The organism is Bifidobacterium sp. ESL0769 (assembly GCF_029395495.1).
In the GTDB taxonomy this organism is placed as follows: domain Bacteria; phylum Actinomycetota; class Actinomycetes; order Actinomycetales; family Bifidobacteriaceae; genus Bifidobacterium.
On sequence record NZ_CP113918.1, the window covers coordinates 2,396,968 to 2,423,962 of the forward strand.

11 protein-coding genes and 3 pseudogenes are annotated in these 26,995 nt (G+C 56.2%); 12 read left to right on the forward strand and 2 right to left on the reverse strand.

Translation table 11 applies throughout. The features are described from left to right. The first annotated feature begins 163 nt into the window (after positions 1-163). The 10 genes and pseudogenes from OZX72_RS09245 to pknB all read left to right on the forward strand — a co-directional run bounded on the left by OZX72_RS09245 (position 164) and on the right by pknB (position 17,340). Positions 164-2,542 (forward strand): PASTA domain-containing protein, encoded by a 2,379-nt coding sequence (locus OZX72_RS09245; RefSeq protein ID WP_277158400.1) that lies wholly within the window; start codon positions 164-166, stop codon positions 2,540-2,542. 110 nt (positions 2,543-2,652) lie between these two features. Continuing rightward, a complete protein-coding gene (locus OZX72_RS09250) occupies positions 2,653-5,025 on the forward strand; it encodes a zinc-ribbon domain-containing protein (protein WP_277158401.1) in 2,373 nt (790 codons plus the stop codon). A 346-nt stretch (positions 5,026-5,371) separates the two neighbouring features. Continuing rightward, complete coding sequence (locus OZX72_RS09255; protein ID WP_277158402.1) at positions 5,372-6,541, forward strand: ATP-binding protein; 1,170 nt, start codon at positions 5,372-5,374, stop codon at positions 6,539-6,541. 256 nt (positions 6,542-6,797) lie between these two features. After that, on the forward strand, positions 6,798-7,499 hold the full coding sequence (locus tag OZX72_RS09260) for a DUF3662 and FHA domain-containing protein (RefSeq protein ID WP_277158403.1): 702 nt from the start codon (positions 6,798-6,800) through the stop codon (positions 7,497-7,499). Positions 7,500-7,524: 25 nt separating this feature from the next. Beyond that, entirely contained in the window at positions 7,525-8,088 is a 564-nt protein-coding gene (locus tag OZX72_RS09265) for an FHA domain-containing protein (RefSeq protein WP_277158404.1), read from the forward strand. A gap of 253 nt (positions 8,089-8,341) precedes the next feature. After that, positions 8,342-9,286: pseudogene (locus OZX72_RS09270) on the forward strand (Stp1/IreP family PP2C-type Ser/Thr phosphatase); the annotation flags it as partial. Positions 9,287-10,284: 998 nt separating this feature from the next. Further along, positions 10,285-11,631 (forward strand): annotated as a pseudogene (locus OZX72_RS09275) (FtsW/RodA/SpoVE family cell cycle protein); the annotation flags it as partial. Positions 11,632-12,119: 488 nt separating this feature from the next. Further along, positions 12,120-13,589 carry a penicillin-binding protein 2 gene (locus tag OZX72_RS09280; RefSeq protein WP_277158406.1) on the forward strand — a complete coding sequence of 490 codons (1,470 nt, stop codon included), beginning with the start codon at positions 12,120-12,122 and terminating at the stop codon, positions 13,587-13,589. Beyond that, positions 13,586-14,485: pseudogene (locus OZX72_RS09285) on the forward strand (serine/threonine-protein kinase); the annotation flags it as partial. The gene OZX72_RS09280 and the pseudogene OZX72_RS09285, both read left to right, overlap by 4 nt. Positions 14,486-15,282: 797 nt before the next feature. Further along, complete coding sequence (gene pknB / locus OZX72_RS09290) at positions 15,283-17,340, forward strand: Stk1 family PASTA domain-containing Ser/Thr kinase (protein WP_277158407.1); 2,058 nt, start codon at positions 15,283-15,285, stop codon at positions 17,338-17,340. A gap of 266 nt (positions 17,341-17,606) precedes the next feature. Here pknB and OZX72_RS09295 read toward each other — a convergent pair whose 3' ends face one another. Together OZX72_RS09295 and OZX72_RS09300 are read right to left on the reverse strand one after the other, a co-directional pair. Further along, positions 17,607-17,768, reverse strand: a complete 162-nt coding sequence (locus OZX72_RS09295; protein ID WP_277158408.1) for a hypothetical protein — start codon at positions 17,766-17,768, stop codon at positions 17,607-17,609. 165 nt (positions 17,769-17,933) lie between these two features. After that, entirely contained in the window at positions 17,934-23,207 is a 5,274-nt protein-coding gene (locus OZX72_RS09300) for an Ig-like domain-containing protein (RefSeq protein ID WP_348519666.1), read from the reverse strand. 261 nt (positions 23,208-23,468) lie between these two features. Between OZX72_RS09300 and OZX72_RS09305 the strand changes: the two genes are divergently transcribed. Continuing rightward, positions 23,469-25,535 (forward strand): SpaA isopeptide-forming pilin-related protein, encoded by a 2,067-nt coding sequence (locus OZX72_RS09305; RefSeq protein ID WP_277158410.1) that lies wholly within the window; start codon positions 23,469-23,471, stop codon positions 25,533-25,535. A gap of 186 nt (positions 25,536-25,721) precedes the next feature. Further along, positions 25,722-26,837, forward strand: a complete 1,116-nt coding sequence (locus tag OZX72_RS09310; RefSeq protein WP_277158411.1) for a class C sortase — start codon at positions 25,722-25,724, stop codon at positions 26,835-26,837. Positions 26,838-26,995: the final 158 nt, after the last annotated feature.

A 26,995-nucleotide genomic window follows, 5' to 3' on the forward strand; every position in this document is an offset into this window, starting at 1 on the left:
CATATGGACCTGCGGGTCCACCGAAGTGACGAGGGAGAACCTCGCCGATTTTTCAACAGCAATCTTTACAACGCACATAACTGTGTGACATTTTTGGTATGGGGAGTCGTACCATATATATGTAACAGAGCTGTTTTGGAGAGAAAACGAAAAAGAGAAAACGATGAAGTTCTGCAACAAATGTGGGCATAAGCTCGATGACGATCAGAAATTCTGCACCAAATGCGGGGCACCTACGCCTTCTGCGAGTGCAGGCAGCGACGTGCACATACCCCCGCGCAACAATGCACCGCAACCCTCCGACACGGTCCACGTACCAATGCCGCAAAATGTGCCGCAACCACAGGGAAGTACAGCGAACTCAGGAACGCCGGCAGTGCCAGACACAAATGCTGCAATCCCGGCACCGCCAGAGGTAACAACAACAGCTCCGACAGCAGCAACCACAGCCGTCAAAACAACTAGCAAAAAGCGTCTCATCATTATCATCGCGGCCATCGTAGCGGTCGCGCTGGTAGCGGTAGGGGCGGGCTTCGGCACATACAAAGCCCAACTTTGGGGTGGCAAAACCGTCCCAAACCCAGCCGATCTCGGAGTAGTCAAGTCCAGCAAAACCCACGAATTCACCGCCGCCGACGTCGAAGCTTCATTACATAAACGCGGTTTCAAGACCACCATCAAGCAGACCTTCTCGGCAAAGCCCAAAGGCAGTTTCATCGGATATAACAATATCCAGGCGAACAAGCGCTACAGCACCGGCAATCCGATCACCGTCTTCGCCTCAAACGGCCCCGGCGTACCGCAAGGGACCCACGGCCAGTCCGTACGCAAAATCCAAAAATCCGTCGCCAGCATGGGTGTTCCCGTTCATTATTATAAAGTGATAGTCACCGATCAGAAGACCCCGGCCGACACCGTCATCGCCTCCTACCCTGCCGACGGCCAAGCCGTCTCCGACACCAAAACCGGCATCAACATCGGCGTCGCCGAGCAAGGCAACGGCGTGGGCTACGACATCGTGGGTCAGGACAAGAACCAGGCCCAACAGCAGTATGCGAGCGCCGGCTTCAATGTCACGTTGAAGCCCCGATTCTCATCAAAGGCACGAATCGGCAAAATCGTAGACTCCAACCCCAAGCCCGGCAGCGAGGCCAACGGCGGCAACCTCACCCTCTACTACGGCATCGACGCCAGCGGCTTCAAGGACGCTGTGAGCGGTAAAAACGCATACCCGAATGACTCATACGCTCCAGCCGACGGCCTCGTGGGATCAGCAGCACCCGTGACAGGAAAATACTGCACCACCGGCAGCGATTGCATTGACTTCACCGACAACTCCAGCAGCCCCGGGGAAATGCCGACCACCGTAAGCTCCGAATTCCCCGCTCAGAAAAGCAAAGATTTCGGTAAAACGTTGCTATTCTGCGGGTCAACACAACAGGCGTACTGCCCAACAGAAGATGGCCGGCTTCAATCCCTTTACACGAAGGGTTCCGGCGCGATTGAGCTCGCACCTTATCAGACGGCTATCGGATACGAATGCGGCGGCGTTTGGCAAGAGGACGGCGGATGCGTCAACGGCAAATTCGTCGGATTGGACGAGCCAGGCGGTCTAGGCCAAATGTCTGGGGCCACCTATGATATGGGCCCGCTATACATCTACTTCCCAGTCGGTTCCGATATGTCCAAAGTAACCGGCGCAAATTATTTCGATAAGGATGCGCTTGCACAAGCGCAGAAAAAGAAAGCCGTCGACACCTCACGCCCGTTCTTCATCAGACGCGATAAAAAGCTCTACGACAAGACCAGCATACCGATGACCTCGTTCAGCACACTCAATCCCTTCGCTCCGACGTTTGCCGCTCTCAGCAGTCAGAAGCTGGAACCATTCAAACCCGCACCCAGCGACGAGACTGCGTATTATCTAGTCGAGGGCCCTCAGCTTGACTGGGGCTCGTTGCCGGAGTATGTCATCGGCGGTGACAACAGCAGTAAAGACACAGCGAAAGGCAACGATAACGACAAAGCCGCTCAACCCACCACCAAAGACCCGACGCCTGACGACATTGTGGCAGCCACGACCAAGGGCGACTTTTCGCCGATTGCCGGCAACTATTGCAACGAAAGCAACGAATGCATTGCATTAGATAAAACCGGGTTACTCACCGGCAACCAAAATGAAAAAATCCCCAACGGCAAGAGTCAGCTCATTCTTTCGACCCCGGAAAACACCAATAACACCTGGGGATCGTATGCGTACCCGGCCAAGCCCAATGCGCCCTTCGTGCACTTCCACGGGTCAGACAGCGAAGCGGTGGGTTCTACTCCGACCAACATCATCTACGTCTTCAAAGGTTCGGACACGTCCGGGTGGTACACGGAAGGCGAATCGTCGATACCGAATCCGGACTTCAACTACAACGCGGCCGACGGTATCACCCCTGCGCCCACCGACAGGCCGTACCTGACCTTCCTCAACGGCCATAGCACCACGTTGATAACCCCACCTTCAAAGGAAGGCGTCTTCTATCTGCAACAATGACGACCCCAGCCGTGCCTGCGAATCTCAACCGATTCATCGTTGATCCGCTTGGGACGCACAAGGCACGGCTTCATATCACCAGACAGGAATTGGCCTAACGAGGAGCGAACATGAAATTCTGCAACAGCTGCGGGCACCGCATGGACGACGACGATGTGTTCTGCCCCGAGTGCGGGAGCCCCACCCAACCGGCACCTTTGCAACCGGCACCTCCGCAACCCGCACAAGGTTCAACTTCCTCCGTACCCCTACCTAACGGGCAAGGCGAATCACCATTCAATGCGTCAGCCGCCACAACCGCTAACACTGCCGTGGCGACCGCAGCACAAGTCCACGCTAAGAAAACCTTGATTATCATCATCGCCTCCATCGTCGCCGTTGCGCTGGTCGCCACAGGAATCGGCTTCGGCACTTACAAAGCCCAGCTCTGGGGCGGTAAAACCGTGCCGAACCCGGCCGACCTTGGCATCGCCAAGTCAAACAAGACCCACGAATTCACCGCCGCCGACGTCGAGGCATCACTGCACAAACGCGGCTTCAAAACCATCACCAAACAAACGTTCTCTGCCAAACCGCAAGGCAGCTTCCTCAACTACCGTGGCATCGACCCCGGCAAACGCTACGGAACGAACAACAATCCGGTGACCATCATCGCCTCGCTCGGCCCCGGCATACCCAAAGGCACCAGCGGCCAGCCCGCACAAAACGTCACCGCTAGCCTAGAATCAATGGGCGTCCCCGTCCATTATCGCAAAGTGATAGTCTCCGACAAAGGCCCCAAAGAGGGCACCGTCGTCGCCTCCTACCCCACCGATGGCCAAGCCGTCACCGACACCAATGCCGGCATCAACGTCGGCGTCGCCGAACACGGCGAGGACGGTATCGGCTATGACATCGTCGGTCTTGAGAAAAATCAAGCCCAGCAACAATACGCCGGTAAGGGCTTCAATGTCATCATGATGCCGCGATTCTCCAGCAAGAAAATGCTCGGCAAAATCGTGGACTCCGATCCAAAGCCAGGCACTCCAGCAAACGGCGGCAACCTCGTGCTGTTCTACGGCATCGACGCCAGCGGCATGGACGATGCCGCGATTGACCGTGCGGATTACACCTCATCAGGAGTCCCGCCCACACTGTTCGCTACCAACGCACCCGTCGGTGGAAAATATTGCACGAACTCAGGAAAATGCATTACTTTCAACGAAAAAGTCGACGTATCGGGAGGCCGCGGATACACCACCGTGACCAGCTCAGAAATCTCAGACCAGTACAGCTTCCTCGCTTTTTGCCATAGCGGCGGAGACCCGGGCTGCCCGACCGGCTCCCAATACGGCGAGCGCGGCGAACTCTATTACAAGCATCTTGGCGCATTCGAGCTGATGGATTCGACGGCGATGAATGCCATCACCTGCGGCACAGATTCCGTGGGGCGCTCGGCTGGAGACGAAAGATGCGTCAACGGCCAGGTCGTCCAGCTCGACGGTTCGGGCGACACCTCAATGAGCGGCGCTACTTACAACATGGGCCCGTTATACGCCTATTTCCCGGTCAATGCGAAAATCAAAAACGTGGTCGATTCCGGCTATTTCGACAAAGATTACGTGGCCGAAGCCGGCAAACAGAAGCCCGTGTACACCTCACGCCCATTCCTAATCAGCCGCGACAAGAGCCTGTACAAGACGACAAGCGTCAACGTGCCGGATCTCAAGACTCCCAACCCCTTCATCCCCGAATCGCTGAAGAAAGACAACGGAACGTTGGTCCCGATGAAACCGGCACCCAGCGACCAAACCGCTTATTACCTGATCGAAGACCCGCTGGATTGGAACAGTTTGCCGGAATTCACCATCGAGAAGAATGGCGGAAATAGCGGCAACAAGAGCGACAAGTCGGATGCAGGGAACTCGTCAAAAGCGGACGCGCAACCTCAGGTCACCCCGCAAAACGCGACGCCCGACCAGATCACCGCAGCCGCCGAAAAGGGCGATGACTCATTGATCGCCGGCAAATACTGCACCAACGACGGCCACTGCCTCGACCTGAGCAAAACAGGCCAGCTTACCGGAGGGGCCCAAGAATCGATGCTGGGAATTGATTCGACGCAGCTGACCCTTTCCACGGCATCCGAGGGTGCGACCAGCGCCCGTAACGTCAAGCCGGACTCGCAGTTCCTTGAATTCCGGGGCTCGGTCAATGACTACCTCTGCAAGAACGGAACCTCGGGGCAAGCATGTAAAAATAGCTACCATACCACCCCTGAGGTCGACCGGTGGCCGGCTCATATCCTCTATGTTTTCAAAGGATCCGACACATCGAGCTGGTACGCGCCTAACGCCACGCCACCCGTTCAAGGATTCACGCCCAATTACTCAGACAGATACGACAGAACGCCGGCCAAGACCGACAGAGCGTACATCTATCCGGTAGGCTGGCACATGACGGTTTCCCCGTTCGACGACGGCGCATACTACTTCCAAGGCTAAAAATCATTCAGCCCAATAAATGGGAGCGAAACCAATCTTTACGTCTTTATCCCGATTTCTAAACAGAACCAAAACCACTAAATTGACCGGACTTTCCAAACCAACAGCACGCTAGAACCCACGGCGGAACGCCCGTAGGAGACAGAGCGCGAACCTCTGCAAAAGTTCAGGAACAGGCACTGTTAAATTTATGGAGTAGACCCTGCAAAAGTTCGGGAATGGACCATGTTAAATCTATGGAATAGACCCTGCTAAAGTTCGGGAGTAGATACTGCTAAAGTTCGGGAGTAGAGATATCAAAATCTATGGAGTAGCATACGGAAAACCGCAGAATACGAGGCAAACGATGATACCACGGACAATCAGCGACAAAATCCGCGACATGGCCACCAAATTCCCAATTATCTCGCTGACCGGAACGAGGCAAAGCGGAAAGACAACATTGCTACGCGAGCTATTCCCTGATTTCCGTTACGTCTCCATGGAGGACCCGGACGTCAACCGTCTGGCCAAGCAAGACATGCGCGGGTTCCTAGACGTTTACGACGACCACGTCATTTTCGACGAAGCCCAGCGCACCCCGGAACTGTTCTCATACCTGCAAGGCATCGTAGACGACAGACGGCAACGCCCCGGGCAATTCATTCTTTCCGGATCGCAGAATTTCCTCCTGCTCAACAGCATCTCGCAATCATTGGCCGGCCGCGTCGCGGTGCTTTACCTGCTCCCTCTCTCCTACGCCGAACTCGCTGCCGCCGGGGACACCCCCCAAACCATGGACGCATGGACGTGGCAAGGCGGATACCCGCGCCTTTACGACAAGAACATCGAACCGCCCGACTACTTCCCCAGCTATATCGACACCTACGTCGAACGCGACGTGCGCGACGAACTCGGAGTACGCAAACTCTCCGCGTTCCGCAGGTTCCTGACCCAGTGCGCTTCACGAGCCGGTGAGATGCTGAGCGTCAACTCGCTTGCCACGGACTCCGGAATCGACTACAAAACGACGCAGGATTGGCTTTCGATTCTGGAATCGAGCTTCATCGCCTTCCGTCTGTATCCGTATTATAAAAATTACGGCAAGCGGCTCGTCAAGACGCCTAAACTCTACTTCTACGACAGCGGGCTGGCCGCTTATCTGCTCAATATCGACAGCCCTGGTGCATTGCTGCTGAGCCAACGGCGGGGCGCCTTGTTCGAAAATGCGGTGGTCAGCGAAATCCTCAAACGCTACTACGCAATCGGCCGCACGCCGATGCTCTATTATTGGCGGGACTATTCGCGCACCGAAATCGACCTCATCACCGAAAAGGGCGGGGAGATCGAATACGCCATAGAAATCAAAGCCTCCGCCACTTATGATTCACACGCATTCGCCAATATCGCCAAGCTCGCAGACGACCTCGGCGTCGACAGGGACCACCGCATCGTGGTCTACGGCGGCGACCAATCATTCAACACCAAATGGGGCCGGCTGCTCTCCCTGCACGACCTGCAGCAGATCATCGACTAAAGTGCATGTTTTTGGCACTACCGTCAAAAACATGCAAGCTAACTCACCCAAAGTGCACAATTTTGACGCCACCATCACAAAAGTGCACTTTGCCACTCTCAAAATGCACTATTCTGGCACTGGCGTAAGAAACATGGACTTTGCCGCTTCTCACCTTTCCAATCCCCCACAATGAAGAAATTGCACGGATTGAGGGAAAAATCGCAACTCGTTTGCGGCCTCGCGTAAGATGGTGCCTGATAAGAAAGGGGCTACGATGAGCGTTTTTGATCGTTTTGAGAAAAGCGTTGAGGGAGCCGTGAACGGCGTATTCTCGAAATTCGGCTCGAAAGACCTTCAGCCGGTCGACCTCTCAAGCGCGCTTGAACGCGAAATCGACAACGAGGCCATGCCGGTCGGCCGCGACCGCACCGTCGCCCCGAACGAATACCGCTTCAAGCTGAGCACGCCTGATTTCGACCGCATTGAGCAGTGGGGCAGCGAGACGCTTGCCAACGAGCTCGCGGACAACCTCACGCAATACGCCAAAAGCCAGCATTACGCTTTCGTCGGCCCCGTCGTCGTGATTTTCGAGGAAGACCTCGACCTAAGCAAGGGCAACTTCAAGCTCACCAGCGAATCCGTGCAGGGCAACGCCGTTCCGGTGACCACCGAGAACCAGTCCGAAGACAGCCCGATGCTCGAAATCAACGGCAACCAATACCTTCTGACCAAAGAGAAGACCATCGTCGGCCGCGGCTCAGGCTGCGACATTGTCATCGACGACCCTGGCATCTCCCGTAACCACCTTGAAATCGACATCACTCCGAACGGCACCATCGCCCGCGATTTGGGCTCCACCAACGGAACCTACGTGGAAGGGCACCAAGTGCCGGCCGCGACTTTGCTCGACGGCAACACCATCACCATCGGTCATACCCGCATCCTCTATTGGGCTTCACCGCAGGATCAGGAATAACGGCCAGACGCCAGGTACATCCTTTATGATCACCGAACTTACCTTTGCGATTCTCAAGTATGGCTTTCTCGCCCTGCTCTGGGTTTTCGTATGGCTTGCGGTCCGTTCGCTTAAGCGCGACGTCGACACGCTGAGCCCGCACAAATCGTGGTCGCACCGCAAGAGCGCCCGCCGCGCGCGCAAGGCCGCCGAATCCAGCCCGATGCCGGCCGCAGCCAATGCGCCCGTAGCCATTTCGCATCGCGGCAACCCCGGCATGCAGATGGGCAGCGCTGGCGGGGTCAATATCAACACTAAGCCGACGCTTCTGACCATTATCGACGGGCCGCTTGCCGGTTCTTCCGTCCCGTTGAGCAACGGCACCATCACGCTCGGCCGTTCCAGCTCGAATACTGTCGTGCTTGACGACGAGTTTGTCTCTTCCCAGCATGCACGCGTTTATGCCGACCCGGCCTCCGGTTCGTGGGCCATCGAAGATCTCGGCAGCACAAACGGCACCATCGTCAATCACCGCCGCATCACCTCGCCCGTGGTCCTGCCCGCGCGCGTTCCCGTGCGTATCGGCGCCACGACGTTCGAATTGAGGTGACCGCCATATGCCAGATACCTCAGATATTTCAAATTCCGCAGACCATTCCGCGCAGCAATATCCTTCAGAACAGCGTCCTTCGGCAGAGCATCTTTCAGCTCAATACCCTTCAACACAAGGGGATAATTCCGATTCTGCGATGCCACCTTCGATTCCCGTGACGTCACCAAACGGAAGCGGCAAAAACACCAGAAACATCACAAGCACGTCGAATACGCAACGCATTGCCATCGCTCCAGGAAATACGGGGCAAATGGCTCAAATCACGTCGGCCGCTGCGGACCCTGCCGGCAAAGCGGACAGTAATCAGCTTTTCCTTTACTCCACAACGGTTTCCGATGTGGGCACGGTACGCCAGAACAACCAGGATTCGTCGTTCGCCGGCGAGCGCCTTATCGCCATCTGCGACGGCATGGGCGGCCATGCGGGCGGCGACACCGCCTCCACCATCGCCATTCGCTCGCTGGCGCATATCGAGCAGAGCGACGCCAAAAGCGACGTGGCCTCCATCGCCTCAATGATGGAAACCAGCGTGATGGCCGCACACGACGCCATCGTCGGCAAGGCCAAGCGCGAGCGCGGTTTGGCGGGTATGGGCACCACGGTCACCGCCGTCGCCCTCGTTTCGGGTCACTGGGTCATCACTCATATCGGCGATTCGCGCGCTTACCTGCTGCGCGACGGCAAGATTCGCCGCATGACGCAAGATCACAGCTACGTTCAACACCTAATCGACACCGGACGTATTACAGAAGCGGAAGCCCGCAACCATCCTCAGCGTAATGTCGTGATGCGCGTGCTGGGTGATTTTGACATCGATCCGCACCCTGATATCGCGGTATTCCAAGCAAAACCGACCGACCGTTGGCTGCTGTGCTCCGACGGACTCTGCGGCGTGCTGGAAGATGACACGCTCGAGCAGATGCTCGCCACGGTTTCCGACGAAGAGGAATGCGCCCAACAGCTGGTAGCGATGGCGCTCAAAGCCGGCAGCACCGACAACGTCACGGCGGTTATCGCCGATGCCACGCTTGCGCTCGACGCCGATTCCTTCGACCTACCTCATCAGACCCCGCTGATCGGCGGCGCGGCGAGCTCGAACCTCGAAGCCATCGCCGACATCATCAAGGAACCAGTCGCTTCCTCGCCCGTCCTGCGCTTGGGCAAGCAGTCGCCCGCGCAACGAGCCGCCGCCTTGACCCACAGCGATTACAGCGAAGATGGTGGCAACAATGAAGGCACTGCGAACGCCAAGAGCCAATACCCTCCGAGCACCGATACCGCGATTTCAGACAACACCTATACGGCGGACAGCATCGGCGATTTAGCCTCCGTCGCAGACGACCCGTCCGACCAGTCCGGTCAGAAAAGTCGCCATCGAAAGAACAAGCATATCGACGATGCCGCGCAAGCCGATTCGGCCGCCGAAGATGACGCAACTAGTAACACCGGCAATATCGTCCATGTCGCCCAGCCCTCGGCCGTGCGCGACGAGAACGACAGCAATGCCAATATGGACACCGGCGAGATTCCGGTGGTCAAGAAAAAGAACGGTCGCATTTCCGCCGACCCCAACGACCCCGAAGTGGCCCGGGCCATCCGCCGTGAGCACCAGCGCCGTCGCAAGGAAGAGCACCGTAAACACAATCGTGGCCGTATAGCAGTTATCGTCGCCCTCGTGATCGCTCTGGGCGCTTTGTTCGGCGTCGGGTTCGGAGCGTATCGCTGGAGCCAGTCGAAGTATTACATTGGTACCAGCGACGGGTCCGTGGCCATTTACCAAGGTGTCAACACCAATCTTTTCGGTTACGCACTTTCGCACAAAGTCGAATCCACCGACATCGAGACTTCGCAGCTGCCACAGTCCTGGAACGACGAGCTGGACCAAGGCATCACCGTGGACTCGTTCGAGGAAGCGGAAAGCCATGTCGCGATCATCAAGAAAGAGGCCAGAAACCTCGACAAATCCAAGAGTAAGGACGCACCTTGGCCTTGGTCGAGCGAGGCTTCGGACGGCTCTGCATCGCCTGCGCCAAGCGCCGCGGGTGCTGCAAACGATGTAAACGTCGCGGACGCGGCAGTCGGCTCCGGCCCCAGTTCCGCTAGCCCCAGTTCCGCTAGCCCCAGCTCCAGCAGCCCTGGCTCAAGTGCGACACCGAAAACGATAACGACCGTCTACCGCAAGGTGGCGAGCGCATGATCGCCACTCGCTTCCGTCAGATCGGCCTGCTGCTGTTCGCCATCGCGATCAGCGGCATTGCCTTTTTCCAGCTTTTCGCGCGCGTCTACAACGGTTTTCCGGCCAACCTCGTCACCGTCCTCGTGGTGGTCGCCGTACTCTTCATCGTGCTATGGGCGCTGCTTTTGAAATTCCAGCCCTACGCCAGCCAGGAAATCCTGCCCTGCGTAATGTTGCTGACGGCAATCGGCACCATGATGATCGCGCGCATCGATTACGCCAAAAACACCGACGTGGCTTTCCGCCAGCTGATCTGGGCATGCGTGGCGCTGGTTTTGACCTGTATTTTCATCATCGCCTTACGCGATTACCGTGTATTACGTCGCTTTTCGTATGTGAGCATGGTGGTTGGCCTGGCACTGCTGCTCTCCCCCATGGTTCCAGGCATCGGCAAAGAAATAGGCGGCGCACGCATCTGGATTGGCTTTGGCTCGCACACCCTGCAGCCCGGCGAATTCGCTAAGCTCTTCCTCGCCTTCTTCTTCGCGGCCTATCTCTTCAACCACCGCGACCAGCTGGCCGTCGGCGGCAAAAAAGTGGTCGGCCTGCAGCTGCCGCGGATGCGCGACATGGGTCCGTTGATCCTCATCTGGTTCGCATCCATCGGCGTCTTGGTGGTCCAGCACGACCTCGGCACCTCGCTGATGTTCTTCGCCATGTTCGTCTCGATGCTATACGTTGCCACCGGCCGCGGCAGCTGGCTGATTATCGGCGGCATCGCCTTCGTCGTCGCGGCGGTCTTCTCGGTCAAGGTCTTCGCGCACGTCGGCTATCGCGTCGACGGTTGGCTCCACCCCTTCGATGCGGCGGTCTACAACCGCAAATACGGCAGCTCCTACCAGTTGGTCACCGGCCTCTTCGGCCTGGCTTCCGGCGGCCTGCTTGGCACCGGCATCGGCCAGGGACATCCGGGGCTGACCCCGCTTGGCAATTCCGATTTCATCTATTCGTCGCTCGGCGAGGAACTTGGCCTGACCGGCCTGTTGGCAATTCTGATGCTTTACCTGATCATCATTACTTCCGGCTTACTTACGGCTATGAAAATCAAGGACGGTTTCGGCAAACTTCTCGCTTCCGGCCTTGTTTTCACCATGGCCTTCCAAGTTTTCACGGTGGTCGGCGGCCTGACGCTGGTCATTCCGATGACAGGCCTGACGATGCCTTATATGGCGGCAGGCGGTTCGTCGCTGGTGGCGAACTATATCCTTGCGGCGCTTCTCATCGTCATTTCCAACGAAGCCAACAAGCCCGAGCCCGACGGCAAACTTTCCAACACAATGCAATATGAGGCGATGGAGGCACTCAACCAACGCAGTGCGCAGAAAAAGCGCAGCGAAGCCGAACATTCCCGCGCCCGCACCCGTTTCCGTACGGCCAACACCGAGCCCGCAACTTCCAGCTTCCCGGCAACCATGCCACCCATGCCATCGCCATCTTCGCCACGATCCACGGCTTCGGCCACACAAACAGGCCCCGAAATCGATTATTCACCTTCACAGGCATCGTCAAATCCTCTATCAGATTCCATGTCGCAGGAGACCGCTTCGATTTTGCAGCCCACACAACAACCGCCAAATGCCCAATCCGGTCCGCGCGTAGCTTCCAGCTCGACTTCGGGAATGCTGCCGCAAACGCCGAGCCCAGACTATGGCCCTAACGATGCAAGCCCCTCGACGCAAACACCCGGCCCAGCCTCAGGCGGTACTGATACCAACTTTGCCGGTAATTCCACGAATTTGGATAATCCGGAAATCCCGAATCTAAGCTTTGACGACCTGATGGGAGGCAAACAATGAACAAATACCTCCGTCAGCTGTTCACCGCCGTCGTCGTCCTTTTCGCGATTCTCGGCCTTTCCAGCACGATGATCACCGCCATCAACGCCAACAAACTCAACAACGACCCGCGCAACCAACGCGGCCTCTACCACGAGTTCAACGCCCCACGCGGCTCGATTCTCGCCTCCGACGGCACCGTAATGGCCAAATCCGACCCGGTCAACGACCCGTTCGCCTACCAGCGCTCGTACTCCAACGGCCCGCTATACGCGCCCGTAACCGGTTACTTCTCCATCAGCCAACGCGCTGACCGCGGCATCGAGGACTCGCGCAACAAGCTTTTGACTGGGGAATCCAATCAGCTTTTCTGGCAACAATTCAAGTCGCTCTTCACCGGTTCGGCCAACAAGGGCGCGTCCATCGAGACCTCCATCGACCCGAAGCTGCAGGCCACCGCCTATGAACAATTAGGCAATAACAGTGGTTCTGTGGTCGTTCTTGAGCCCAAGACCAACCGCATTCTGGCCATGGTTTCGACCCCAAGTTACGACCCGAATGTGCTCGCCAGCCACGACACGGCGAAAGTCAATAAGGCTTATTCGAATTTGACCAGCGATAACTCGAACCCGATGTTGAACCGCGCGATTTCCGAGCTCTACCCGCCAGGGTCCAGCTTCAAGACCGTCGTGGCCACCGCAGCTTTGGAAAGCGGCAAATACCAGACCAACAGCGAGGTTCCGGCCGGCGCGAGCTATACGCTGCCCAACACCAACACCCAGCTGACCAACGCCACTTTCTCCGGCAACGGCGGCCCGGACGGCAAGATATCGTTGGAAGACGCGTTCGCCTATTCCTCCAATACCGCATTCGCCCAGCTTGGCGGGGCACTCGGCTCGCAGGCCATCCAGGACACGGCCAAGAAGTTCGGCTTCGGCTCCTCGATTCCCATCGACGGCTCCAATTCGACCGGCGACCCCATGCAGGCCATCGCCTCGAAGTTCCCGGACAACCCGGCCCCCGACCGCCTTGCGCTGGCTTCAATTGGCCAGGGAGACACTCAGGAGACCCCGCTGCAGAACGCGATGATCGCCTCGACCGTCGCCAACGGCGGAACGTTGATGCGCCCAACGCTGGTCGACCGCGTGCGTTCCAGCGACCTCACGGTCATCTCGCAGACCACGCCGAGCGTGATGAGCCAGCCGATGAGCAAGGATACGGCCAATAAACTCACCGAAATGATGAAGGCCGTCATCACCAAGGAAGACCCGCAACTTGCGATTCCCGGGGTCTCCGTCGCGGCAAAAACCGGAACCGCGCAGATCGGCGTGGGCAATCAGGCCAACGACGGCTGGATCATGGGCTTCGCACCTGCCGAAGACCCGAAAATCGCGGTCGCCGTGGTCGTTCATAATACTGATATGGCAGGCGGCGACGCAGCCGGACCAATCATGAAGGCGATAATGAGGGAGGCACTGGGCAAATGAAGCTCGTTGAGGGTCAACTGATTCATAACCGGTACCGTCTCGATCGCCGGCTCGCACAAGGCGGAATGGGCGAAGTCTGGAAGGGTTACGATATCCAGCTCAACCGCGTGGTCGCCATCAAGGCGTTGCGCGGCGACCTCACCGACGTGGAGGCCAAGCGGCGCAGGCTGCGCATCGAAGCGCATAATTCCGCAGATCTGGCCCACCCGAACATCGCCGCATTGTTCGATTACTACGAGCACGACGGCATCGGCTTTTTGATTATGGAGTTCGTCGACAGCGAGTCGTTGGCCGATCTTTACCACGAAAAAGGCGCGATGGACCCGCTTGAGCTGCTGCCGATTCTGGTGCAGGTGGCACGCGGTCTTTACGTGGCACATTCCCATGGAGTAATACATCGTGACGTGAAACCCGCCAATATCATGGTCTCCAAGGACGGCCAAGTCAAGATCACTGATTTCGGCGTCTCTTATTCCACCAACCAGGCGCAGATTACGCAGGACGGCATGGTCGTGGGCACCGCTCAATACATTTCGCCGGAGCAGGCGCAGGGCAAGAAGGCGACGCCGCAGTCCGACATCTATTCGCTGGGCGTGGTGGCCTACGAAGGCCTGTGTGGGGAACGCCCGTTCACTGGGACCACGCCGGTTGACATCGCCGCCGCTCACGTCAACGATGCCGTGCCTCCGATGCCGGACACCATCGACGTGCAGCTCAAGCAGTTCGTGATGTCGATGCTCGCCAAGGACCCGCGCGACCGGCCGAAAGATGCGCTGGTCGTCTCCCGTACGCTTTCGCATATCGAACGCCGCCTTTTCGACCAGGAGGCATCGTTCAGCGAGACCACGATGGTCTCCCGCGACGGCCGCATCGCGCGCCGCGTGGTCAGTGCCCCGTATGCTTCCGACGGTTCGGTGTCGGCAAGTCCCGCCGTCACGCCGCTACACGAGACGGCAGTAGAGAAAAAGAACGGTAGCCGGGCACGCGTTGTCGAAAGCACTCACCATGTCGATATCGACAACGACGAAATAGACGACAGCACGTTGGGCAGCAAAACCCGCAATGTCATCATCAACGGCGCCGCCACCGATGAAAATGCCGAATCCGCGAAACAGGCCGAAACTGAAACCGACGACGTCAACAAAGTCGATACCAGCGACACTTCAAGCAACGCTTCCAAAGGCACTTCCGAGAATACTTCTGGCACCATCACCGAGACCACCGACGAAACCGATACCGTTAGCGAAACCGGCGAAAAATCGCGCAATCAAGCCGATACCGGCACAGGTGCCAAAGATGAAGCAGACGCTGAAGCGAAAGCCGAATCTGCACCTGAAAACGGCACCGGGACCGAAGCGAAAATCAGCAACGATATCATGAGCGAATTTTCACCGGCGGCCCAAGCTGCTATACAGACGATGACACAGACGTTGCGGGCAATCACGGATTATCAGATTCCCGCCATACGAACCGACGGCAGCGTTTCCATAGAAGACAAGCCGCCTCAATCGCCTCCGCAAGACAAACCTATAACTTCAAACACAGATACCACGAATCCAAGCAGCGACTCCGCCGAGCACACGGCCGCCGCAAGCGATTCGTCAAAATCCTCTTCAGACGCTGCCGAGACGAATGTTCCGGCCACCGAAGCCAACGGCCGAGCAGCGAACACTGAAAACCGGAAGGAGCAGCAATGAGCACCAATATGCCAACATCACTGGCAGATGGCCGTTATCAGCTGGGGCAACTAATCGGACGCGGCGGCATGGCCGAGGTCCACATCGCCCAAGATACCCGTCTGGGACGCGTTGTCGCAATCAAGATCATGCGCTCCGACCTGGCCAACGACGACATCTTCCTCAAGCGGTTCGCGCGTGAGGCGCATTCCGTCGCGCAGATGAACAACGTCAACATCGTCAACATCTACGATTCCGGCGAAGAGGCCATCACCACCGAAGACGGCAACACCGAGCGCGTGCCGTACATCGTCATGGAGTACGTCAAGGGTCAGACCCTGCGCGACATCATCAAGGCGAACGGGCCGCTGAGCCAGCGCGACGCCGAACAGGTGATGCTAGGCGTCCTCAACGCGCTTGATTATTCACATCGGATGGGAATCATCCACCGCGATATCAAGCCTGGCAACATCATGATCAGTGAACAGGGCATGGTCAAGGTCATGGACTTCGGCATTGCCCGCGCGCTCGACGATTCCGTGGCCACGATGACCCAGTCGCAAGGTGTGGTCGGCACCGCGCAATACCTCTCCCCCGAGCAGGCTCGCGGCGAGTCCGTCGATATGCGTTCCGACCTTTATTCCGCCGGTTGCGTGCTCTACGAAATGCTCACCGGACGTGCGCCCTTCACCGGTGATTCGGCTGTGGCCATCGCCTATCAGCACGTTTCGGAAGTCGCCACCCCGCCCAGCGCCATTGTGCCTGGCCTGCCCAAGATGTGGGATCAGATCTGCGCGAAGGCAATGGCCAAGGACCGGCAGAACCGTTACGCCACGGCTTCCGAGTTCCGCAACGATATTCTGACTTACATGAACGGTGGCATCCCTGTCGCCGCAGCGTTCAACCCGCTTACCGACCTCGCCAATATGAAGGAACGCAAGCAGGCCGAGCAGACCGCCGCCACCGAGGCGATGAACCCCATCGAAACCACCGCAACGCAGGCCTTCGACCCGCTGACCGGCACCTACGGAGGCCCTGCGGGCGAACTTTCGCAAGGCGGCAACACCGCGCTTAAATCCCGCGCCGAAAAGGCGGCCGAGGAAAAGGCGAAAAAGAAAAAGAAAATCATCATCGGCTCGATCATCGGCGCCGTTGTGGCCATCCTCGCCATCGCAGGCATCGCTTACGGCGTCACCCACATGAAGAAGCCGGAGATGGTGACCGTTCCGACCTTCAATTCCACCACCACCCAGGCCCGCGCCGAGGAACAGCTCGACGAGGTCGGGCTCAAGATGAAGGTGGAGCAGGATACGGACTCGAGCGAGCCCAAGGGCACGTTCACCAAGCAAAGCCCGTCCGGCAACGCCAAGGCTCCCAAGGGTTCCACCGTCAAGGTCTGGTTCTCCGCCGGCCCGCAGGCAGGCCAGGTGCCCAATGTCAAGGGCAAATCGGTGGAAGAGGCCAAGGCGGTCTTGAGAAAGGCCGGTTTCAAGGTCTCTCCGGCCACGCAGACCGAAGACAGCCCCGACGTGGCCCAAGGTATGGTCACGCGCACCGATCCGGCAGCCGGCTCAGCCGCAGACAAGGGCACGTCGCTGATGCTCTACGTCTCCTCCGGTCTGGCCAAGGTCCCTGACGTCACCGGCCAGCAGCAGGATCAGGCGCTCAACCAGCTCAAGGCGTTCACCGTCGTCGTGCAGCAGGAGGCTTCCGACACCGTCAACCAAGGCCTCGTCACCCGCACCGACCCTGCAGCCGGCACCAGCCTCGCACAGCGCAGCAACATCACTGTCTACGTCTCCTCCGGCAAGCCAAAGGTGAATGTGCCGAACGTCGACACCAGTGGTAATTCCACGGTCGCCCAAGTGCGTGAGCAACTTAAGGCCGCCGGCTTCAACGTCAATCCCGCCACTGGCAACGACGAATTGAAGGTGATTGGCATCTCGCCTTCCGCCGGTTCACAGGCCACGAAGGGCGACACCATCACCCTGAGCACGCAGGCTCCGGCCCCGACCACCAGCAACAATACCGGCACTGGCAGCACCAATGGCAATGCCACAAAGCCAACCAACTAGGCGAATTTGCCGTTTGGTCTAGCCTGAACCAGAGTCGGGCTAGACCAAACGGTTGAGCTGAATCTGCAGTTAGGCTGAACCTATCGTTGGGCTGAACAAGCCGTTCGACCTGAACTAACAGTTGAGCCGAACCGATAGTTGGGCGCGAACAAACAGTCAGACTGCACTAACAGAAATGGCCTTCTCGAAACGTTACGATTTCGGGAAGGCCATTTCATATGCGCGCTTTACCTACGCTTTGCCCGCACGTCGCTTATACATCTTCACTACTTCGGACCGCTGCTATGCGTTTGAGTGACGTGCTTGGGATGAGCGGGAATTTCGCCCATCGGCGGCAGGCCACGGCGATCCGGGCGATGAGGCAGCAGACGCCAACGCGGAATCGGCGTGCCATCGTAGTGCCAGGGCAGCTGCACGGGCGGTGGCATGGCGGCAATTTGCGATGGACATAACTCTATATATTCTTCCTTGCCTGTGTCCCAGTAATTGATATACAAACAGATTGAACCGTTAAACATGTTTGGGGCCTACCAATCGACAGATTGGCAGGCCCCAAACAATGAATCAGCTCAGATTTTCAAGCTGAACTGCAGTCAGCGCTTCGACTGTGCATGGTGCGCATTGTTCGCGTACTTGCGGCTCAGCCAGAAGGCCGTTTGCGCTCCTACAAGCATCAGTGCCGCAAACAATGCGATTGCCGTAACACCGACACCCGTCGCCACCAACTTCTTCTTGCCGACAGCGGATGTGTTCCCATCCTTATGGGCAAGTGGCGCAGATTTCTTCGCCTTGCCGAGCTGCATCTCCACAGGAATCGAGGAGTTGCCTGCGGCATCATAGGCGACTACGGAAACGGTACCGCCTTGCTCCCATGACGGATCCCAATCAATACTGAACGTACCATCGGAATCCACGGTTCCAGAAGCCGATGAGACACCGTCCTTTACCAATGGCGAAACCTGATCGACTTGTTTGGCGAATCCACGCAACAACGAATTGTCACCAACACCGGTATCGGTATAAGAGACGGAACGCACGTCTGCAGAGGGCTCATCCATGTTGACATCAGCCGCACCCTGAACTTTCGGGGCCTCAGTGAGATCCTGAGCCTGGGCAGACAATGGCGTATAGCTGACAACCACCTTGGCTCCTACTTCAGGCTGGCGCGCAGTCACGTCACTCGAAGTGTAGACCTTTCCGAATACCTTTCCGGCCTTGCCGTTATTGGGGAGCCTGTACTCCATACCCGCCTTCGGCAACGATGGTGCCACAAGATCGATAAGTGCCGGCTCATGTGCATATCCCGAATTCATGTCTCCACGAACGAGACGGACATAGAAGGTATAATCACGCCCCTTACCGACGCTATCAACCGGGGTGGTGAAAGCTGAGGTAGCGAACTGAGCGCTCCAGCTTCCATCCGGATTAATCGTGAAGGAAGTAGCACGTGTATTCGGCGTGGTCGGATCGCTTGTGGAGAGATCACCCTTGACAACCACAGCTTCGAGAGTATCTCCCGCATTGTAGTTGTAGTCGGCGATGATACCAGAGAGCTTGACGAAACCGGTAAGCGAAGAACCATTAACATGCGGGATGTCGATAGTCGTGTTCAATGTCGGGTCAGGCAATGTGAAGTTCACCGTCTGGGTTGCCGAAGTATTACCCGCGGCATCCGTGGCCTGCACACTGACCTTACGAGCTTCCTTCGCTGCAGCCGGGGTCAAAGCGCTGAAGTTGCCCAAAGCATCCCCTGATTCACTGGAGGTGGTGGAGGTTGCCAACGATGTTCCATCAGCCTTCATCCAGTTGAAATCGAGTCGGACACTGGCTTCTTTGGCAAGCTTTGCAGTCGAGGACCACACGACACCATTTACCTTGCCCGCGGTTTGCATCGGCTTAGCAGGCACCACATCCGGCGCGACCAAGTCAATGGACTGGTCGGCCAAAGTGGCAGTCGCATCACCGGCAGCATTCCTTATAGTCACAACAAATGTGTAATTCTTAGCCGTGGCATTAGTGAATGTCGCCGCTGGGAAACTTGCCGTCACGCTGCTGCCCGAGACAACAGGCGTTAGCGTATCAATCACGGTACCGCTCGCATTCTTCACGCTGGCAGATATAGTGCCACCTGCGATGGTAGTGGGATCGATAGTGGCATCAAGTATCACAGGAGCGGTAACAGGCGCGCCATTGAGCGACTTCGGTAGCGTTTCCAAAGCCATATGGGTCGGATCAGAAGCGACATGGATAATCCCGCTCTTGGTCTGCTTCGCGGAAGTGTTGCCTGCAGCATCCTTGACCTGGACCCTCACCTTCGTGACATCTCTGGACGAAGGAACTGTTGCGGTGAAGTTGCCTGCCGCATCACTGGACACCGTCGCATCGAGACCCACCTGAGTATTGGAGGAATCAAGCCATTGCAAAATGACGTTATTCGTACCCGACTCGGAAGTACTGGAACCAGTCTGCGCAATCACTTTGCCGGTTACGGTATGTGCGGCATTATTGACCGTCAGAGTCGTCAGATCCGGAGCAATCACATCGACAAACGCATTCGTCAAGGTTGCCGTAGACGCAGAACCACCTGAAATGCTGCGCGAGGCAGTGAAGGTGTAATGCTCACCGGAACCTACCGGATCTGCAGCGGCAGCCGCAAAATCGGAGGCGTGGAACGTCACGGACCAGTTATTGCCGGACCATGTTGTGGAACCGTACGAATTGATAGGACTGCTCATGCCTGCACGCGTGGCAGTGGCGGTAATAACATCGCCGGAGATCGCATGGTCGGAGACAGTGCCTTTCAGCACGATGTCACCGGTGACAGCGGCGCCCAAAGTCGCATGAGGCATCGGAGAAGCCAATTCCAATCCAGTGGGGGCCGAAGGACTATAGACAATGCCGGTTTGGGTGACATATGCGGAAGTGTTGCCCGCCGCATCCTTGACCTGGACTTTCACCTTGGCGATATTCGTGTGACCAGTAGGTATGGTGGCAGAGAAATTGCCGCTGGCATCGCTTGAAGCGGTGGTGTCAGCGACACCGCCGATGGCCGCGCCTGCGGAGTCAAGCCATTTCAGAGTGACATTGTTGGTGCCAGATTCCGCCTCACGACTGGACTGTGCCGTCGCATTCGCAGATGAACGAACCTTGCCGGTCACTGTGGTGTGATGTGTCGCTGTATCCACGGCGAGGTCATACACCTCAGGTGCCACGACATCGATGGTCTGACCAGTGAGGTCAGCTGTGGAGGCAGGGCTTCCTGAAATCGAACGCGATGCAGTGAAGGTATACGTCTGCCCCTTACCAACGGAATCCGCCGAATTAGTTGCGAAATCAGAAGCATGGAAGGTTACCGACCAATTGCTGCCACTCCATGCAGTTGAGCCATACGAGTTGATGGTCACACCGCCACGGGTAGCCGTCGCGGTGATGACGTCACCGGTCGGGACATGGCCTGACGCAGCGCCTTTAAGCACGATGTCGCCGGATGGGGTAACACCAAGTGCAGCGTGAGGCAGAGGCGTATCAAGTGCAAGACCCGTAGGCGTCGCTGGGGTATGAGCTGAGAACGTGATGGTCTTGTCCAACTTGTTGCCCGCGTCATCGGTGACGACGACTTCGGCCTTGCTAGGCCGTACCGCCGTGGGCCAGTTGATGGTGAACGTACCGCTACCATCGGTGGTCGCAGTATCATCCGGATCTGCCGTACCGCCTGAAGCATTTTGCCAATGAATGGTGACCGTAGCGCCTACAAGCTTCGTGCGATTAGACTGGGCTACAGCGTCGCCGGAAGTATAAAGCGTACCAGAAAGCGTACCATTGGAACCGGTTTCCTCAGGAGTCTGGTAATCCAGTTTCTCCGAGCCCACGCCGAACGCCGGAGCCACGATATCGAGAGTGTTGCCATGCTTGAAGGCATAGTTCGTTTCCTGCGTATCGTCATGGTTCACTCGACGAACACGGAACGAATAATCTGTGCCCGTGCCGACATCGTCGAGAGTGAACGCCGAAGTCGGGAACGTGGCCGTCCACTTGCCATCCATATCAAGCGAAACACTCGTTGCGGCGACACCGTCACCTGGAGCGGTGGAAGTGCTCCCGGCGGTGTTCATGAGGTCAACCTCAATCTTATCGCGGTTGCTATCGGTGACCGACGTACCCAAAGTCGCATCAGGAGCCGTGCCCGAAACGGTAACCGTGCTCGAAGTGAGACCCGCATCGCCGTTCACATGAGGCTTCTGCGTGATGCCGGTGATAGTCGGTTCGGTATTGGTGAAACTCAGCGGTGTCCACTGCGCCACCAAAGTGCCATGAGTATCTGGATCCGCAGGATGGTTTCCATCGTTATGACTGCTCATGATGTCATACCAATTGTTCCACCGCTCCCAGTCGAAGCTGAACGTATCACCTCCGTGGTAAAGCTTCGGGGGGTTCACACCCACATTGGCACCGTCCTCCGTATCTTTCCAACCAGCAAAGGTGAAGTTGTTGCGATGCGGTTCGGCAGTCGGCAACGTGACATCACAGGTATGGGTACTTGGCCAGCAACCGTTATGCGAAGCAGCCGTAAAACTAGGCATGCCGGTAGGCTGGTCCGGGTCACCCGGTCCCACACCCGACGTCATCGAATCAAGCGACATATTCGGCGCACTGCCATACCATTTGGCTGTGGGCGTTGGCGCTGCTATGCCGTTATCGGGAATAATGTTGGTGACGACACTGTCCTCGGAACTCCAATATCCTGTCCCTAGATCGTGCCAGTGCCAAACTACTGGCGACGACGAAATTAAATCCATCGTATACGGGCCACGGTGTAGTCCATTGCCACTTGGTAGCCTCGTGTGCGGCCCAAGCTTCAACATTTTGATTGGTGAATCCTGGAACATGAGTGTCGCGTTGAACCCCGGCGAATCAGTAGAGAAATTCGAAATATCAAGCCTTTGGAGACCACCACAACCGGCAAACATATATGAGGTATTAGTCAGCGCCGGTGTGTTCAAGTTCGAAAGATTCAGCTCCGAAGCATTCGTGTTTTGGAACATGAACGACATGTTCGTCACCGACTCCGTATGCCATCCATTGCTCGCTGTGAACATATCTCGGGGGTATCGCATCATCTCTGTTCCCGCAAACATGCCCTCCATGCTGGTCACGCCGCTCGTCGACCAGTTACTGCCGAAGTTGATGGATTCCAACCTCTCGCAAGTCTCAAACATACTCTTCATACTGTTGCTGGGGATGCTTGTGAAATCAATCTTGCTTACATCGGCGCTCTCCAAATGCCGGTCGTCATAAAACAGCATTTGAGTATTAGTAATGTCTTCAAAGGTCGCATTTGTCAAATCGATTTTCCATAAATTCGGCAAGCCACCAAACAATCCGCCAATATCTCCGCTCATAACAATGGGATCGGTGAATTCGATTTTCTGTATAGCCTGTTCATCCTCATAATTAAGCCACCTTATCCAGGGATGGTGTTCATCTCCTTTTCCAGGTGTCGGATCGAACGGATTTGCTATGCCAGATATCAACTTCCACTTGTTCTTTGTGGTCCAATCAGGACGCTTAAGACCTATCTGTAATACGCAAATCCCAGGCGAACTAGGAGAGCTAGTCGTGTATCGGAAAGAAACATTCGGTTTAGAAGCTGCGTCAGTATTGAAAGGCCCCATTGACCTCCAGTTAGTAAGAGACGACACGGTCGGACACGAATGACCCGGCACCTCAGTGGTCGGCGGATCTCCCTGCGTACCCACGTGAGGTTCACCTGCCTGCGCCGCCTGAGGCGTGATGACCATGGCAAGTGACGCCAACAATGCCGTCACCAGTGCCAAGATCCTCCGGATTGCGGTACCAGATTCCTTCATTAATCTCTCCTCTCACAAAAAAGCAATACGTATGTAATTCATAGTATTCAGACGTTGTGACATGCATCACCACAATTATTCAGACTGAAATTACAACGATGCCATATTAAAAATGTGAGAAAACCAACAATTAGTCCGGTGGTGTTGTATGATAATGTCTGACAAACGTTTATTCTCTCTGTGTTACGTCTTCAGGGCAGGGTGGACGTTTCGAGAAGTATCGAAAATATACAATGTCAAGAAGAGTACAAGGATGCAGATATGAAACTAAAACAATCATTACGTTCCGTTGTGGGCATTACATTGTCCGCAGCGACGATGCTGGCCTTCGGGCTAGTTGGAGTCACTTCGGCAAACGCCGATGATTCCATTGTCACTAGTGCTTCAGATGGCAATCTCACTATCAAATCTGAATCAGGCCATGCTTTGGGCGGTACTGGATCATCCATCAAAGCTCTTCGTATTGGCGCCTATGGCCATGCGGCTTCAACAGGCACAGGCTCAAACGAAACCATCGACGGTGTGGAAATCAAAGAGACTGGCAAAACAGCAGTAAATGATTATGAAACCGGTTCCGGCACGTTCAACTTGGACAGCGCCTTGGCGGATGCAGTTCAGGCCGTTCTGGGCTCGGCTCCCGCTCATCAACTGACCGATGCTGAAAAAGCCAACCCACTGGGTTATGTTTCCCGTCACTGGCTGGGCTATTCCGATACCTCGGATGCAGATAACACCGATACCACGTCGAAAGACATGTATAAGAATGCCGAGCTTCGTAAGTTCGCCACAAAAGTGCAAAGCAACGCCAAAATCAAAGCGTTGTTCTCAAGTGGTGCGGACGCTGATGGAATCTACACTAAAGATGTTGCAGACGGAGACACCGAAGAGGCCTTCACCGGTCTTCCCGAAGGCATTTATCTTGTCCAGTCTGTAGCAGATGGCGTCGACGGTGCCGGCAGCATCCCGATGATCGTCGGTACGACTCTTGGGCCGAATCACCTCGCCAAATTCACCAACGGCAACACATATCTGGGCTCTGCAGTCATTAAGTCTGAAACGCCATTCATCAGCAAGGCATTCACTGAAAAGAACGGCAACGCTATTGTAGGCCATGCAGTTCCCGCAGTCAGTAAGAATGATATCATTACTTACAAAGTAGTTGCGGTTGTGCCCAATATGGTAGGGTTTGCACCGGATAGTTTCGTTTACAAGCTTGAAGATGTACCGTCAAACATGTCGTTGAACACCACTCCGACGTTCACGGTAAAACAGCCGACTGACCCGGTCCCTGTCTCAATTACCCCTGATACCGTCCCTGATGTCGACACGGCCACAATGGCAACTGCCCCCTCTGGCTACGCCTATCAGACCACTGCCGTTCATGGGTTCAAGCTCAACGTCCTCAAGGTCATGCAGCTTGCGCAAGGCACGCAAATCACCATCAGCTATAAGATGAAAGTTACCGGCGGCAATTCGAAGAACTCGATACAAGTTTCCTGGTCGAACGATGTGAATCATCCGGATTCATTCGGAACCAAAACAAGCGAAGCAGTAAACGTTAATGACGCCCCGCATCCTCCGGCTCCGGGTGAAACTCCGGAACCGCCTGCTCCAGCTAGCAACCATCAGTACACTGATTCCTTTAACGTCAGCGTGAAGAACGTCATGCGTTCCTTCACAGGCGTGACTACTCCGGAACAGCTCAAGGGTGCTACCTTCACCGTGGAGAAGGAGAGCACCACTCCTGGTACTTTTGCGGCGTTCAATATGTCGCTTTCCGACAGCACCGATTCTAGCAAGGATGGCGAATGGACGCCAGATTCGGCAGGAACAAGCAACGTAGTCAAGGGCGGAACAAACGAAGCTGGCGTGTTGCTTCTCCTAGGTATGCCTAGCGGCACTTACCGTATCAGCCAGACCGGAGCAGCTGAAGGGCACCATATGGCTGCAGGGAAGCCGAGCTTCACTATCAAACTCGCCAACCAGCGTTACACTGCAGGGGACACCGGCACCGAAGGTAGTCCAAACTTTGTGCCCGATACATCTAAGGATAACTGGGTTTCGGCCCAGGTCACAGCTTCTGATTTCTGGGGCTTGGTTAATCCGGGTGTCAGCGGTTCTCCTGTTGACATCAGCCCTGACTCCGCTGCGTCAGACTTGGCTACGACCAAGGACATCAGTGTGAAGGATGTCGATTCCGTCGCTCAGCTGCCGTTGACTGGTGGCGCCGGCGTCATCCTCATCGCAGCTTTGGTGGTGCTGTGTGGTTCCATCGCCGCTGCCACCTCGGTGATGCGTCGCAAGAACATGGAAAACCAAGTGAAGTAGGCTTTGCAATGTTCCCTCATCCATTCATTTAATTCGATGTTTGATTTTGAATAAAAGAATGGATGAACATTAAAAGGGGTCCGTTTGGATTTCACATCCAAATGGACCCCTTTGTGTTTCTAACTCAATTTTTCATCAACGCATCAGCTATTCTTTACATACATCCATTTCGTGGAGGTGAACGGATTGTCGAAGCGTATTTTCTCACAAAAGACGCATGGCAAGCGAACTCGCAACACAGTTGCCGAGAAGCCTGGAGAACAAAGCTTCGCTGAGCTTATCAAGCCAGTGCACCATACCAGGCAGTTCATCATCAGCCTCATCATCGAGGGTGTTCACGACCTTTTCGTTCTCCTCACGGTCGCCTTGATTCTTTGGGTTCCGCTGAACCGCGCGGTAAATGCCCGACAGGAATCCATCGCCTCTATCAAAGCCGCGCAGGAAATGGCCAAATGGCCGCGTGGACGTGTAATCAAGGAATACCACGACGCCCTCGGCTATAACCAAAAAATTTCCACTTCTGGCCAATTCTCCTTAGGAGAACTCGTCGATCCCTTCCAGAACGACATCAATGATGATTCGTCGTCAGCCGGCGATAAGGAATATCAATCAATGCTCAACTCCGCAAACGGAGTGATGGGCACCATCCGCATCCCTAAGATTTCATTGCGTTTACCCATCTACCATGGCACGGCAGCAGGTACACTATCCTCAGGCGTCGGGCATTTGCACGGCAGCAGCCTGCCAGTCGGCGGCAAATCAAGCAACGCCGTGCTCACAGGCCATCGCGGCTTGCCCGAAGCCACACTTTTCACCCGGCTTGATGAGCTCAAAACCGGCGATGACCTTTATATACAGACTCTCAACCGCACGATGGGCTACCGAGTGACAGCCATTCACGTTGTCAACCCCGATGACACTCACCTTTACACTGTTGTCCCTAACAAAGATCTGGTCACACTCATGACCTGCACTCCGTACGGCGTCAACACACAACGTCTGGTCATCACTGCTACACGCGGCAATATACCCAAAGAAGTGCCTGAACTGGATGACAAGCCTGACCCGAAGCTCGTCGCCGGTTTCGCTTTCGCAGGCGTCCTGCTTGTCGGCCTTGCATTTGTACTTATGCGCAACTACCGCGTACTCGTACCGCCGCCATGGCATTATGATGGCACCCCGATTCCGCGTTGGCGCCTAATGCCACGTCGCCCCGACCAGCGAGGACTACCGCCTATGGGTCAAGTCCCTGCCCACTCCAAAAAGCGTCATCGGCAACGTACTACCCACAAACCCAAGTAATTTCCTTAAACGCAGATAGAGGGGAAGAAGCCAAACATGAGCTACTTTCTTCAAACACGGCTTCTTCCCCTCCCCTCCCTATTGCCTTAATCTGGTTCATGTATGCGCTCTTGTTTGACTATTTGGTAGAGAGCCAAGAGTTGCTGGAAATTACAAAC